Here is a 15,145-nt window from a genome sequence, read left to right on the forward strand (position 1 = left end):
CGTCACCTGCCATTTCAATTTACCAGATCAAGCACTGCTGCTTCCGGCGGCACTCTGGTTGTCTTTCATCAACTGCCCTCTGACAAGTGCAATGATAAATAGGAGCAGGGGAATCCCGATACTTAAGGCGGTGCATATCTGGGACCAGGGGTAATCCAGAAAATTGACATAGTCATTGTGATCCCGAGCCATGAAATAGGTCACGGGCAATAGTACAAAGGCCAGCGGCACCACAATATACCAGTCTTTCTTAACACTGATCGTCTGTTTGACACTATACACCGCACAAAAGTACAGGGTAGCCGACTGTACAAAAGTCGCGAAGGTAAAAAAGAACACCATGATCAGCTCATAGCGGGGGAGAAATCTGGTTAACTGAGCACATCTGATCTGCTGCATGCATACCACCACATACTGTTCCATGGCACCGGCACCCATCACTCCCAATTCAAGTATAGGCCAAATCATAATGATCACAGCGGATGTGGCCAAAGCCCAAAAGGTTAGCCATCCTGCCTTATTGCTGTCATTGAGCATGGGAAATATCATACCTATAGCCATGATGGCCAGTGCCAGGTCGCCCAAAACATAAATGGAACCAGCGATATTGGCCATAAGCCCGCGGTCAAACACGGGCAGGAAATTAATCCATTCGAAGTCGTTGATGGTACCGAATACCATCGTAATATTTATCAGCAGACATCCTAAAAAACCCAACAGGGCATAGCGGATAATATTTTCGACCCCTAGAGCAACGCCATACATGCACAATAAAATGTAGATCAGGCAAATAATGATAAAGGGTGTTTCTATCAGGAAGTACTCCTTCAGATGCAGGGTCATAACATTGGCAGATACTGCGAAACCAATTATGAAGAATATGAGCAAGACAAGGCCCACCAGTTTGCTGGGCCACTTTCCCAACACTTGATCCGCAATACCGATCAATGTAAGGTTGGGGAATTTGGAGCTAAGGAGAATCATTAGTAGAAGTATTGAGGCCCCAACTACAAAACCGATGGACATGGCCGTCCAGGCATCTCCCCCCACCCGCCTTGCGGTTACCCCTGCGGTTATACCGATCGCCTTGGGAAAAAGCAGGTTGGGAATGAGCAAAAAGTATTGCATTCTACTTATCTTGGCTTTGGTCATTGGTATTGGCCAGCTCCTTATAGTTTCTTAGCGGAACCTGATTGAGAGTGCTGGATTCGATGGAGACTTTCACTACCACCTCTACTTCAGATTCCGGGAATATTTCCGCCCAGCGGTATTTTAGGTCCCGATTCCACTCTTTTTTATGCTGCACATGGACTGTTTTGCCAAATCTAAGCACATCACTCCGATATTCCTTCTGCACCTTGCTTACGCTGGAGCGAATCTCGGCGGCGATTTGTTGTTCAGCCAGATTCTCCAAGGTGCTTTTGAATTCGTTTATGGTCAAGGAGGAAAAGGTGTCTTCTTCGGAAATATGACCGCTTCCCGAGATCTCAATAGTAAACTCGGGAGCACCCTGGTTAAGCCGGGAGTCAATTTTAGCTTTCACCGCGTTCATTTCAACAGCCACGGATTTATTCTGATTTTGGGGATGGGGCAGGGAAATCACCAAATTGGGGCTTTCGCCCAAAAACCATGACAGCCCCCTGGCTTCATCGGCGGTAAGATACCCCAGCATTCGATTTTTATCGAAGACTGCCAATCCTGATACCTCAATCTGCTCCACAATGTTTTCCGAGATGTCAGCCAGACCAGCTTGAGTCAAGGCCTCGTTCAAGGTTAGACTGGAGATCAATAGATTGTTGTTTTCACTTGTGAAATCATGATACACATTGAGCAGATCGCTGGGCAGACCCAGGCCGGTCAGATTCTGAAAACGGAATACTTCGGTTATGGATCTCCCCGGGGCATTGCCCATACCTACATTGCTGCTGACCACATCGCCGGCACTGAGTGGTGTGACCGCCATCCAGGTTTTCATACGCAGTTCGTGATTATGGGTGAAAAAATCAATCACGGGAGTAATATCATCCCTGGCCAGGGATTCTCCCACCACAATGATATTGTTATGTGCCCACATGATGCGCTGCGAGGAAAAGCGTGCGATTTCCCTTATGGCATCGAAAATAGTCTTTCCCTCGGCATTGGCTATCCAAACCTGGGATTCGTTTTTCTGCTTTTCGCCGCCGCTGGAACCGGAGCCCTGGGGATTGGCAACTTGGACCGTCACTAGAAACAGATTAGGGTCCCGGGGGGATTTATCAATACCCACCGCCATCACCAGTCCGATTTCATTTATTTCTCGCATATCCCAACAGCCGCTGGGGATCACCAGGGTGATAATTAATAATATTGATGCAACCAACTTGCGTATCATGGCCCGCCCTCTTCTGATTTGTTCTGACTCCGCGGAGTGGTGGTTTGTCTAACGCTGTCTTGGGGTTTAGCCAAGGATGGACGCTTTTTCATTTGGGGGCGCGGCAGCCTGAGCAAGGTATCCTTTTGATCATCCTTTTGAAATGGACTTATCGGCGAGTAAAAAGGCGCGCCAAATGAGCGCAGTGACATCAGGTAAAGAGTGATGAATATTACCGCCCCCAGGTAGCCAAAGATGCCAAATAGAGAAGAACAAAACAGGACCGGGAAGCGCAACAGCCGTATGGCACTGCTCATGGCAAACGAGGGAATGGCATAGGATGAGATAGCGCCGGTAGCCACTGCGATAACCAGGGCCGGGCCTATCAAACCGGCTTGGACCGCAGCCTGGCCGATCACCAGGGTTCCCACTATGCTTACGGTTTGCCCCAAGGCTTTAGGAAGGCGCAGCCCGGCCTCATTCATCACTTCCAGCAAAACCTCCATAACGAATGCTTCGATAGCGGCTGGAAACGGGACCCCCTGGCGGTCAGCGGCGATCTTGAGGGCTAGTGAGGTCGGCAGCATTTCCTGGTGAAAGGAGGTCAGAAGCACATAGGCCGATGAGCTGGATATGGCCAGAAACATAGCCAGGAGTCTGATCGATCTCCAAAAAGTACCCAGAATATATTTCTCATAGTAATCAGTTGGGGATTGTAAAAAATTCCAGAATACTGACGGAGCGATGACCACAAAGGGCGTATTATCTACCATTATTACGATTCGCCCTTCCAATATCGCCGCTGAGGCTTTGTCAGGCCTTTCAGTGCGTTCCATCTTGGGGAAGATGGAATACTTGGAGTCTTCGATAAATTCCTCGATATAATTACTGACCATAATGGCGTCGGTCTTTATCTTCTGCAGGCGCGTTCTTACTTCGTGCAATATCTGATCATTGACCAGGCCTTCGATGTAAACCATAACCACGTCGGTTTTAGATCTGTCGCCCAGGCGCATACCCTCAAAGCGCAGACCATAGTCTCTGACCCGTCGCCGAATCAACGCCATATTAGGCATGAGGTTTTCCACAAAGCTGTCTTTGGGGCCTCTTATTTCTACCTCAGAAGTGGGTTCGCTTATGGCTCTCGACTCCCAACCTCTGTTGGCCAGGATAAAAGCAGCATCATATTTGTTTATTAAAAGTACTGAATCCCCGGAGACGATGGCGTCACATATTTCGGTCCAGTCTTGGCTCTGTTTCACTCCCGCGATGAACAAGGTTGACTCTATGAATTCGGGGAGGGGCGTTTTTTTGGCACCTTTTTCATTGGCGTTTCGACTTGGTGCGGTCAATGGCCTGATAATGGCATCTTCGAGTTCAGTGGTATTGATCAGTCCTTTAATGTATACGATTAGAACACTTGCGTTGTTTAAGGCCGGAACAAGCAAATGACGGTATTCGGTATCCAGACCTTGACCGATAGTATCAATCAATAATTGTTCGTCTTTACGAAGATCTCCGCTTACCTTTTGCTGCATATCGATACACCTGTCCCCGTGATAAAATAAAAACTGCAATATTAGGTAGAATTTGCCCAATTGGGAAATGGAAAATACCCTGTAACGGACGAATTCCCACCGGCATGTGACAGGGGACGGTTCTGCATGTGAGATGTGACAGGGGACGGTTCTGTGACACAAGGGAAGCGGTTTAACCGCTTCCCTTGTGTCACAGAACCGTCCCCTGTCACATGTGGTTTATCCTAAATCTATATAGTGATCTTGGCCCGTTCTCGCATGAAAGCGATCTCACGGTCCACGTCGCCCTGAATTTCGGCGATGCGCTCTTTGGCGTCAGGCCCTTGAAGCAGGCGGCTAAAGCGGCCTTGCCTCATTAAGTACTCATTTACTTGATCAGGGGTTTTTTTACCGTTGATGAAATGTGCGGTAGGATTACTAAAGCTGATCTTGCCATTTTCCGCTTCCCATAGCAGCCAGGCACCGCTGCGCACCGCCATGCGGCTCAACTGAACGGTGTCGGGCATATCAAACTGCCAGCCCAGATAACAGGGGGCCAGGATTTCGATGTATTTCATGCCTTTGATGCTTTTGGCCTTTACTACCTTGTCATACAGATCGGCCGGGTAAGCCACGGTGGCGGTAGCCACATAGGGGATATTGTGCTCCAGCATCATATGGGCCATATTCTTCTTAGGCTGGCGTTTGCCAGTCGGAGTGGTGGTGGTGAAGGTGCCGCGCGGAGTAGCTCCGCTGCGCTGCACACCGGTGTTGCTGTAAGCTTCGTTGTTGTAGCAGAAGTGAATGATATTCTCGTTGCGCTCAGCAGCGGCGGAGAGAGCCTGGAAGCCGATATCATAGGTGCCGCCGTCGCCCACCCAACTAAACACGGTAGGGAGTTCACCTTCGATGCGGCCTTTTTCTTGCATGATTTCCAGCGCATGGGAAATACCTGAGGCGGAAGAGCCAGCACTGGCAAAAGTGATATTTATGCAAGGCCAGTTGTAGCCCAGCTTGGGGGTCATGCCCATGCTGGCTACTGAGCAAGCGGGCGTCAATAGCATGATGGCGTTGGGACCTAAGGCCTTGCCCACCATGCGCAAGGCCATGGTGGCGGGGCAGCCTCCGCAAGCCCCGTTGCCGCTTAAAACCTGCTCTATTTCTGGTAGCTTTTTGATACTGGTAGCCATATTTACCCATTCCTTTCATGGTCTAACCCGTTTATTCCTCTAGGAGGTATATCCGTTGCCGTAAGTACGGCAACGAATGCGAAAAAAGTACTGTAAGGCCTGCGTGAGAATACTGTTTACAGCAGGCCTTTCTTGTCGTCCATCATCTCCAGGATCTGCTCGGCCATAAAGCGGCGTGTCAGATCGATACCGCCAATCCCCATCACCCGGTTTTTGACGATAACATCGTTGCGGCGGCCGAACAGTACGCTTTTCAGCTCTGCGGCTAAGATGCCGCCGGGATGTCCGAAGTTATAGTTGCGGTCTAAGACCATTACCTGGGCATTCTCGGGCAAGGCCTGGATAATATCCTCTGTAGGGAAAGGAACATAGAGCCGCGGTCTTAACAGCCCGGCTTTGATGCCCTGTTCACGCAGTATATCTACGGAGAGCTTCAATTCAGCCGCCATGCTGTTGACTGCAAAGGCCACCACTTCGGCGTCGTCCAGCCGGTAGGTCTCAATGCTGTCTCCATCCCACATACCAGTGCAATCCTTATATTCCTGAGCTGCCTGTTTTACCAGCGGGATGGCGGCCATGATATCATCGGACAGCATCTGCCTAAAGGGAGCATATTCGGAAGCCATGGTGACATTGCTGAAGGAAGAGGGGTGATTAGGGTCAAGCCGCCATTCCGGTTGATGCGGGGGCAGGAATCGGTCGATATCCTCCTGAGCCGGGACCGTCAGGGGCATCAGGCAATGAGAGATGGCAAAACCGTCAAAGTTGACCATTATCGGTATATTTATCTGTTCAGCCACACGAAAAGCCTGGAGGATAGTATTGAAAACCTCCTGGTTGGAGGAACAATGATATTGGATCCAGCCGGTATCACGTTGACTAAATGAGTCCTGATGATCGGCCCACAGGGTCCAGGGAGCAAAGATACCGCGGTTTACGTTGCACAACACTACCGGCAAACGTCCTCCGGAAGCCATATGTAAAACTTCGTGCATGTATAACAAGCCGTTGGCGGAGGTGGCGGTAAAAACCCGCGCACCAGCCGCAGAAGCGGCCACAGCTGCGGCCAGAACACTGTGCTCACCTTCCACCGGGATGAAGCGGGCGTGGAGTTCACCGTTTTCAACCATAGCAGCCACCGCTTCCATAATGCTGGTCTGAGGGGTAATGGGGTAGCCGGGCACTACATCCACCCGGGCGCTTTTTACGGCCAGGGCGGCGGCATTGGCGCCGGTGGCCATCATGACTTGAGCTGTTTTCATGCCGCTACTCCTCCTTTTCCATGGCGATGGCCCCAGTTGGGCATTCCACCGCGCATACCCCGCATCCCTTGCAGTAACGATAATCTATAGTTATCTTTTTGCGGTCGATTACCGCTTCCGGGCAATAGACCCAGCAAAACTGGCATTTGGTGCATAGCTCATGGTTGACCACTGGACGGTGCACTCGCCATGAACCGGTGTCGCCGCCGGCACCCAGGGTTGGCCAGGAAATCGGCCGGTAGGCTTTGGTGACTGATCTCATTTATTTCCTTCCTTTCACTGATTCAAATCAAGGGTTTGGGCCTTACACGCCGATCTGAGCCACAGTATTATAAGCCTTGCCGGCTGCGCCCAGATTGCGCCGGCCGTTAGCACCCGGCCATTTGTTCATTAATGTTTGTTCCATGATGTTCTGCGGGATGTTTAAGACCCGGCACACCGCGCCAAACAAGGGGATATTGATATTAGGCCCGTCGGCTGAAAACAGGTCGGCTTCGCGGGCAATGGTTTCGGCATCCACCTGCCAGGTGGGATAGTTATTTACCGCTAAGGCCTGGGGAGCATTGATGATGACCGTGCCGGTCTCACAGATGCCTTCATTGACTGCCGCCTGCACCAGTTTTTCACTCATCACTACCACAAAATTGGGCAGCTCACATTGACTGTGAGCGTGTATAGTGGTGGGGGACATGCGCACCGCCGCACGTACCGGCGCTCCCCGGCGTTCCACCCCAAAGAAAGGCAATGCCTGGCCATGTTCGCCGTTTTCCAACGCCGCCTGTGCCAGCAGGTGAGCCAGGGTTACCGAACCCTGCCCGCCAAATCCATTGATTCTAAGTTCTAACATAAATACTCCTCCATTCTTCCATGGGCTTGCCAGAGGTATTTGTTATCCAAGCTTACAATGAACCCAGACATCCTCTGATACTCATGTCACCCCAAAATAAAATAAACCCTTCGCTCTCATATTCTGAGACGAAGGGTTATGCTCCGCGGTACCACTCACATTAACGGCTGATGCCGTTCACTCTATGGGTTGCGAAATCTGTGCGATCCGCCGCCCGCTTCCTGTTAACGGTGAAAGTGCCGGCCGAGCCTACTTTCTAAACGATTTCGGTCGGCGACTCCAGGATGAGTTCAACTCTCCCCATCGACCGCCTTGCAGCTGATGGCGGTTCTCTGTAGCCCGGGGACAGGCTTACTATTTCCTATCATCGTCTATTTAGTATATACGATTTATTTTACTTACCCGCTGTTTTTCTGTCAACAATTCCTTTGATACAGCAGCGTGATCTGTTTTAGAAACCTTGGCACCCTTAACCGGGGATGCAAAACTATATGGAGTTGGCCCAAGTTTAACCCAGACTGGTTTATTGTTCAACTGGGAGTGTGCGAATTGGGCTGGCAGACTGCTGCCGTGGCCTATAAAGGCTTTTCCGGCATTCCCTGGAGGCTGACGTGTGGTTCAGAATGGCTTTGTGGTGATGGGTCCAGATAACCCTGGTTGTGTATGGTTACAGGAATTACAGTCCATGTTTCATTATTCGCCGGATTTACTCAACCAGGAATTTGAACCTTGGCAATGCAGAATGGTCCTGTAATTATACGAGGTGAATAGCAGTCTCTTAGGGTAAGGACCATAACCATAACTGGCAGGCTATGTGCGTTGGTTTTGAGATATATGGTATAGTTTCAGTTTACGATACAGGGTGGTCCTGGAAAATCCCATGGCTCTGGCTACCTGGGTTAAATTGCCGCCGTACTTCTGCAGAAGGCTTAAAATCAGTTCGGATTCCTGCTCCGCTAATAGATTTTGCTTTTTTTGCAGATAAGGAACTTTTTCGATGTTATCTGCCCGCAAGACTGCTGCATCTGGTACAGAGCCTTGGTGCAAAGTTAATATTTCAGGGGGCAGGTCGGTAATAGTGAGTGGCTGGGAGTCGGCCATAATAGCCAGTCTCTCCGTAATATTCTGCAGTTCGCGCACGTTGCCAGGCCAATTGTATTTACTCAGACAGTGCATGATCGCCGGGTTCATAATTCTATCAACAATGACTGCTTCGGCCCCCAGCTTTGACAAATAGTGCCGCATCAGCAGGGCGATATCCTCTTTGCGATTGCGCAAGGGCGGAATGGAAATAGAGATTACATTGAGGCGGTAATAAAGATCCTGGCGGAAAGTGCCTTTTTCAACTCCTACCAGCAGATCTTTATTGGATGCACATATAATGCGGACATCCACAGGTATGCTCTTGGAATCGCCTATACGGGTTACAAGTTTCTCCTGCAACACGCGCAGCAACACCACCTGCTGGTCCAATGGCATGTCGCCGATCTCATCTAGAAACAGGGTGCCTCCTGCCGCCATTTCAAATTTGCCTGCCTTGCCACCCTTCCTGGCACCGGTGAAAGCCCCTTCGACATAGCCGAACAGTTCACTGCCTATCAGTTCCCTGGGAATAGCCCCGCAATTAATGGCCACGAATGGTCCCTGGCAGCATGAACTGTGATTGTGAATAGCCTGGGCAAAGATCTCTTTCCCGGTGCCGCTCTCGCCCTGAAGCAATATATTGCTCATGGTATCGGCGGCCAACCTGGCCAGCTTTATTGTGTTTCTGATTGCGGGACTGGAGCCGATAATGTCATCGAAATTCAATTCGGCGCGGGTTCCATAGATACTGTTGACCATGCGGTGTACCCTGTCGATACTGTGTAATATGACGATTCCGCCGGTGATATGACCCTTATCATCCATGCTGGGCTGACCTGAAGCCAGGCAATGGACCCGGCCTGCGGGGGAGTCTAATAGCAGTTCGACGTCACTGAAGGGCTTGGCTGAATTGAGCATAGAAGTAAAACAAGTTTTCCCGGCAAATATCTTTTTTAAAGCCTGGGCTTTGCAACTGCCAGCCTTATTACCCAGAATTTTAGCCGCTGCGCGGTTCATATCCTCGATGTCTCCGTCACTGCTTACTACGACCACACCATCCACCATAAGATTGAAGATGTCTTTGAGGCGGCTGCTGTAAAGGGAAAGTTTCTTATTTTGTTCAGCCACTTGCCATTTGTTTACAATGATTTTAGAAACTTTATGCAGCATAGAAAGCACCCGGGTATGGTCTTCATAGCTTGGCCCGATAAGGCCTAAAGCAAGAAGCAGATCCCCATGCTCATCTGTTATTGGTACTGCTGAGGTGGTGAAGGATTCTAAATCGTTATGAAAATGCTGGGCAGCGGAAATTTGAATGGCGGCTCCGGTTTTGATGCAGGTGCCAATAGCATTCGTGCCCAGAACCTCCTCACTCCAATTATTCAACCACTGCTGTTTGATGGGGGGAATGCTCTCGATCAGCCACCCTTCTGGGTCTGCCAGTAAGACACTGAAACCAGAGCCTTTCAAGGATTTGTAGATGTCATTCATGGCTATTGCGGCTACATCCAGAAGTTCGGGATACTTGTAGATAAGATCGGCTTTGTACGGAAAACAGCGTTCGTAGGGCGTGCGGTGGGGATCGACTCCCGCCTGTTGGGAGCGCTGCCAGGACGAGACTACAGCCGGGTCAATCTCTCTGCTGGCAGATGTGAACGCATCAATGGCTTGGGGCTTAGGCATCAAATCACCTCACAAATTCTTGGGCTTATGGCGTATGCCGGTATATTGGTATACCAACAAAGGTCACCATTCACCACAACATCTGGGATTCCCCGTATAACCAAATCAAATTCACTACGTCTAGGTACAACTGTGACTAATCATGAAAAGCAGTTCTTTCAGTCATATCCAGGTGTTCTTGCATGAGCTGCTTGGCTTCCAGTATATTCTGTTCTTTGATCTTCTCCAGGATTTGCCGGTGAAAAACCAGAGCTACCGGGGCTTGCCCGTGTTCTTTCAGTGAGGTTTCCCGGGACATCTCTGTCAACGTGTTCAAGAGATCATTTATTCGAGTGAGCACCTTATTCTTAGAAGCCTTGCTAATGGCAGTGTGGAACTGGGTGGCGGCCTGAATGCCGTCTCCCCCTCTTGCAATATCGGCTGCCATTTCGTTGAGAATGTCGTCCATGGCCTGTATATCGGCCTCAGTCCGTCTGGCCGATGCCAGTTCAACCGCTTTTAGTTCAATGGCCTGCCGGGCTTCAAACAAGTCAGAGATTATATCGCTGCTGGTTTCTATCATAAAATCGATTTTCAATAGTAAATCATTTATATCAACATATTTAAGGTACAGACCGTCACCGGGTATATTCTGTATGATTTCCATGAACTCCAGAACTTTTAGGGCTTCTCGCACCGGCACCCTGCTGACCTGAAACATCTCCGCCAGTTCACGTTCTGAAGGCAATTTGTCGCCTACCTTCAGATTGCCATCCAAGATCATAGCCTTAATTCGATTAATAATAATCTCATAAAGTCTTACCGACTGAGCCTCGCTTGCTCTGGCAATGGGCTTGTACATATGGCTATTGCACCTCGTTTAATAGGACTTTCCCAGTAGGTGGTATACCAATATACCACCTTGATTTGAGTATACAACAAAATTTGATTGTTCGCCAGAAAAAACTTTATTTTAGGTAGTTCAAGACTGTAACAAAAACTTAACAGTGTAACAATCAGTTAACGTTGCAGTGACACAATTCCAATCTTGACCCGGCAGAGTATTTTGAAAGCAGTTCAAATATATCGGGCAGTGCAGCACACAGTGTGAGAATGGCATGCAAATTGCACCTTTAATCGTCAAAGCCCTGCGAAAAACTAAAACATTTACTGTTAAGGAGGTCGGTAAGAACAGTCTGCTAAATCTAACTACACTGCTTGAATGAGGAAAAGGAGTGAAGCCATGAATACCCACAAGAAACTTAGCAGAAGGTCATTCCTGAAATGGACCGGTATATCCACCGCTATCATGGTGATGGATTCCCCGCTGCGTAACTTCGATGTAGCCTATGCGTTTGGGGAGCATCCCCAGGAAAAACCACGTTATCTGGTAAAGAAAAAAGTACCGCAGGTATGTGCCCGGGCATGCGAATGTGATTGCCATTACGACATCGTAGTCGGGGTGGACCAGGTAACCGGTTTGGAAAGAGCTTTAACTATTGAAGGACGGCCTGAAGACCCGGTAGCCCGTGGCAAGTATTGCATTAAGGCCATGGGGTTCGTGGATGGCATGTACAACCCCGACCGTTTATTGGTTGCACTAAAAAGAACTAATCCCAAACGCGGTGAGGGTGAGGACCCCGGTTGGATTACAGTCAAGACCGAGGATGCAGTCAATGAAATCATCGCCAAGATGAAGACCTACTCCCGTGACGAAATGTTGTTTGCCTGTCCGGGCGACCCCTATACCAACCGTTTATGCCGTTCTCTGGGGGTTTCCAGAAGCGATCAGAGAACTGAGTGTTTCGGAACTCATTACTATCTGAACTCTTTGATGATCACCAATCCTCCCAACAAGTATTATTCCAGCACTTATACGGTTACTCATTCTCTGTGGGGATTTGATTACAGTCAGACCAAATACATGCTGTGGTTCGGATTCGACTCTTTCAGCAAGACGGCCAAGGCTGGCATCTTAAACCACATCGTGGAAGGCAAGCGCAATGGCACCAAAATCGTATTCTTTAACCCGGTCAGAACACCATTAACAGATGGCATGGCCGATGAATACTACGCCATCAAGCCTGGAACCGACCTGGCTGTGGCTCTGGCCATGATTAAAGTAATAATTGACAACAAGCTGTATCAGACTGATTTCTTGCGAGACTACAGCGATGCCGGCGTGTTGATAGATGTGGCCACCAAAAAACGCCTCACCGATGCGCAGGGCACCTGGCTGGCCTGGAGTAATACCGAAAAGAAAGCGGTCCCGGTAAACACCGTCAAAGATATGGCCTTCGATGGCGGCCCCTTCACCTTTGATCACAATGGCCAACAGATAACGGCCAAGCCGGTTTTGCAGTTGCTGCAGGAAAATGTCAAAGACTGCACCCCGGAATGGGCGCAACAGGTCAGTGAAGTGCCGGCAGCGGATATCGACAGGATCGCCCGTGAGTTTGCCCAGGCCGCACCAACGGTATGCATACCCAATCTTAAACGCGACGCGGCGGGGCCCAATTATTCCAATAGCTGGAGGTTGATGCAATCCATCAATATCCTGCATATGTTAACCGGCTCTCTGGATCATGATGGAGCGGTATTATTCCTCAGCGGGGTGAAAATCCCCTGGCTGGAAGATGTGGATCCCATAGTAAAGCCATACCCGGAACTGCCGGCAAGTCCTGCTGACTATCGCGATCAGTTCCCGGTTACTGACAACATTTATAAGAACAAGGACTTCAGCGCACCCGGCCATTACGGCATGGTAGGGCACGGTCTTTATCACAAGAAAAATATAAAGATGCTGTTCTTTAGAGGACCGCATCGCGGACTGTTTGCCTTGATCCAACCGCAGATGACTGAAGCGGCTATGATGGATATGGACCTGGTGGTCGACTGGAACCTGTACCCGGATGACAATGCCTACTGGTGTGATTATGTTCTGCCAGCTCCCCATCAGTATGAAGAATCCAAACTGGACATCAGACAGTATTATCCCAAATGGCCCTGTCTGGTGGGAGGAGACCCGGTGCAAAAACCCCCTGGTGATGTCATAGGATGGGGCAAAGTGGCTAACATGATCGGTATGGCTCTGGCGCCTGAATACTGGACCACTGATGGCAGCTCAGATCCGGCTAAGCTGATTAAGGGTAATATGTATGACCCGGCCCTCAAAGCGGTAGGTGCAGCTGAGACAAAAGCCGAATTTATGAAGGATAAGGACGGTTTCTGGATTGATAAGAAACCTTATGAAAACTACAAGACCATCCGTGAAATCGGTTATGGCAGACCTGATGGCCGAGTCAAGATGTATGTTGACGAGTTCGCTGAGGTTGGTTTTGACGGTTTACCCACCTTCCAACCCCGCTGGACCTCACCGGAAGGAGAATACGAGTTCTCCCTGCTCATCACCAGATCCGGGTGGCACATGCATGCCGATCCCAACTTCATTGACAATCCAGTTCTTAATAAGCTCTCGGAGAAAAACCGCGTCGATTGCGTTTGGATCAGCCCCAATGCTGGCAAGAAGCTCAATCTGCAGAATGGGGACGAAGTCATTCTGGAAACCAACCCCAAGCATATGCCGGAGCTGCCCAGGCCGGTTAAATCCAAAGTCTTCATGTCTTCGCGCATAACCCGGGATGATTGTGTAATGCTCTTCCACGGCATCGGCCACCGCTCCAAATGGCTAAAGCATGGTGTATGGGGCTACCGCGACGGCGACTTGATTCCGCAGAAAGATCCGGCTATCTGTAAACAGCATGACCCCACCGGTATGGGCTGGGTTGAGGATGTTTATGTCCGGATCAAAAAGGCCTAGGGAGGGTAGTGAAATATGAAACAATACGCAATTTTACTAGACAGCAGATTCTGTACCGGATGCAACAGTTGTTTCTACAAATGTGTGCAAGAGAACAGATTACATGATGTAGCTGCCAACGGCAACACCAGAACAGTGGTGCAGATAAATGACGAGGGTATGTATCACCAGCGCTGCATGCATTGCCTGGAACCTACCTGTGTGGACAACTGCCCCAAAAAGGCTTTGACCAAGAGTGATTATGGGCCGGTTTTATGGGATACTAACGTGTGCATTCGCTGCGGCACCTGTGTGCAGAAATGTCCCTTCCATGTACCCATGTTGGACCAGGAGCACAATCAGATAGTGAAATGCAGCATGTGCGCCCATCGCGAACTGGGCAAGGATGAACAAGCCATTCCCGCCTGTGTTCAGGTCTGTCCCACCGGTGCTCTGGAATTCGGGGAAAGAGCAGCCATGGTAGCCAAAGCTCAACAGATGGCCAAAGCTGGCGGGATGCACATCTATGGTCTGGAGGAGAACGGCGGCACCAGTATGCTGATTCTCTCCAAAGCCGATCCTACTGCAGTGGGCTATCCCGCCGTGGATAAATTCAAGGCAGGTATGAGTCCGGTGGCTATGGGCGGCACAGCAGTAGGTGTTGTAGCTGTAGCTGCGGCCGCTTATGCGGGCTTAAAGAAATACAGCGCCAGAAGAACCGAGATTGCCAAAGACGAGTAGACCTGACGTGAGCGCATTTATGCGCTCACCAAAAGATCAGGGGGTTAATAAATGCAGATTGATGAAAAACGTCTGGAAGAGCTGAGCACCAATATAAAAGTCTATTTTTGGATGTCCAAAGCCCTGGACTATCCGGATGAAGCCTTTGTAGAGGATCTGCTCAATAATCCATTTATGGAGAACCTGCCCGAGGATAGGTATAAAGCATTTCGCGACTATCTCGCTGCTTTCGATTCAACAGATGAGCTTTTGTTGGACTTGCAGAAGGAGTACACCCGCATGTGCTATGTATCCAAACCCAGACTGGTACCCTTGTTTGAATCAGTCTATAAGGAAGGCAAGCTCTTTCAGGAGTCAACCTTCCAGATAGCCAGGTTGTACGATGAAGCCGGGTTAAGACCGGGCAGTGAATTCAAATTGCCTCCGGATCATATCGCTCTGGAATTGGAGTTTATGTCTTATCTCATCTATCAGGAGATGGAAGCAATAAAAAACGGAAATTCCGATAAAGAGCAAATGGCATTGCGGCTGCAAGAGGAAACCTTGTCAAAACACCTTAACCATTTGGGGCTGAGTGTAGCAGACAGGCTTTCCCAACATGCCAAAAGCCCGTTTTACCAAGGTATGGGCGATATGCTCCGGACACTGTTTCAGCCCATCGACCAGCTCGATCAGAATTAGAGGCATAAAGGGG

Annotated in this window: 12 protein-coding genes and 1 other annotated feature; of the genes, 3 read left to right on the forward strand and 9 right to left on the reverse strand. The window is 49.6% G+C overall.

Annotated features, from left to right (window positions below; all coding sequences use genetic code 11):
* Positions 1-27: 27 nt before the first annotated feature.
* The 9 genes from AC15IQ_RS09470 to AC15IQ_RS09510 form a co-directional block, all read right to left on the reverse strand.
* Complete coding sequence (locus tag AC15IQ_RS09470) at positions 28-1,152, reverse strand: GerAB/ArcD/ProY family transporter (RefSeq protein ID WP_483178754.1); 1,125 nt, start codon at positions 1,150-1,152, stop codon at positions 28-30.
* Positions 1,130-2,371 carry a Ger(x)C family spore germination protein gene (locus tag AC15IQ_RS09475; RefSeq protein WP_483178756.1) on the reverse strand — a complete coding sequence of 414 codons (1,242 nt, stop codon included), beginning with the start codon at positions 2,369-2,371 and terminating at the stop codon, positions 1,130-1,132. Before AC15IQ_RS09475 ends, AC15IQ_RS09470 begins: the two co-directional genes overlap by 23 nt.
* A complete protein-coding gene (locus AC15IQ_RS09480) occupies positions 2,368-3,888 on the reverse strand; it encodes a spore germination protein (RefSeq protein WP_483178757.1) in 1,521 nt (506 codons plus the stop codon). The genes AC15IQ_RS09475 and AC15IQ_RS09480 overlap by 4 nt, the downstream gene beginning before the upstream one ends.
* A 230-nt stretch (positions 3,889-4,118) precedes the next feature.
* Complete coding sequence (locus tag AC15IQ_RS09485) at positions 4,119-5,057, reverse strand: thiamine pyrophosphate-dependent enzyme (protein WP_483178758.1); 939 nt, start codon at positions 5,055-5,057, stop codon at positions 4,119-4,121.
* Positions 5,058-5,173: 116 nt separating this feature from the next.
* Positions 5,174-6,319: a hypothetical protein gene (locus AC15IQ_RS09490; protein WP_483178759.1), complete on the reverse strand. Its 1,146-nt coding sequence runs from the start codon at positions 6,317-6,319 to the stop codon at positions 5,174-5,176.
* Positions 6,320-6,323: 4 nt separating this feature from the next.
* Positions 6,324-6,581: a 4Fe-4S binding protein gene (locus tag AC15IQ_RS09495; protein ID WP_483178760.1), complete on the reverse strand. Its 258-nt coding sequence runs from the start codon at positions 6,579-6,581 to the stop codon at positions 6,324-6,326.
* Between the two features lie 42 nt (positions 6,582-6,623).
* A complete protein-coding gene (locus AC15IQ_RS09500) occupies positions 6,624-7,166 on the reverse strand; it encodes a 2-oxoacid:acceptor oxidoreductase family protein (protein ID WP_483178761.1) in 543 nt (180 codons plus the stop codon).
* A gap of 121 nt (positions 7,167-7,287) precedes the next feature.
* Positions 7,288-7,543, reverse strand: a binding site (T-box leader).
* Between the two features lie 433 nt (positions 7,544-7,976).
* A complete protein-coding gene (locus AC15IQ_RS09505) occupies positions 7,977-9,932 on the reverse strand; it encodes a sigma-54-dependent Fis family transcriptional regulator (RefSeq protein ID WP_483178762.1) in 1,956 nt (651 codons plus the stop codon).
* 136 nt (positions 9,933-10,068) lie between these two features.
* Positions 10,069-10,773, reverse strand: a complete 705-nt coding sequence (locus AC15IQ_RS09510; protein WP_483178763.1) for a FadR/GntR family transcriptional regulator — start codon at positions 10,771-10,773, stop codon at positions 10,069-10,071.
* A gap of 360 nt (positions 10,774-11,133) precedes the next feature.
* Between AC15IQ_RS09510 and AC15IQ_RS09515 the strand changes: the two genes are divergently transcribed.
* From AC15IQ_RS09515 to AC15IQ_RS09525, 3 genes are read left to right on the forward strand one after another with little or no spacing between them, the layout of a single operon-like run.
* Complete coding sequence (locus AC15IQ_RS09515) at positions 11,134-13,731, forward strand: molybdopterin-dependent oxidoreductase (protein WP_483178764.1); 2,598 nt, start codon at positions 11,134-11,136, stop codon at positions 13,729-13,731.
* A gap of 15 nt (positions 13,732-13,746) precedes the next feature.
* A complete protein-coding gene (locus AC15IQ_RS09520; RefSeq protein WP_483178766.1) occupies positions 13,747-14,451 on the forward strand; it encodes a 4Fe-4S dicluster domain-containing protein in 705 nt (234 codons plus the stop codon).
* Between the two features lie 51 nt (positions 14,452-14,502).
* Complete coding sequence (locus tag AC15IQ_RS09525; RefSeq protein ID WP_483178767.1) at positions 14,503-15,132, forward strand: TorD/DmsD family molecular chaperone; 630 nt, start codon at positions 14,503-14,505, stop codon at positions 15,130-15,132.
* The last annotated feature ends 13 nt before the right edge of the window (positions 15,133-15,145 follow it).

The organism is Syntrophomonas sp. DTU019 (genome assembly GCA_913757435.1).
GTDB lineage: Bacteria > Bacillota > Syntrophomonadia > Syntrophomonadales > Syntrophomonadaceae > DTU019.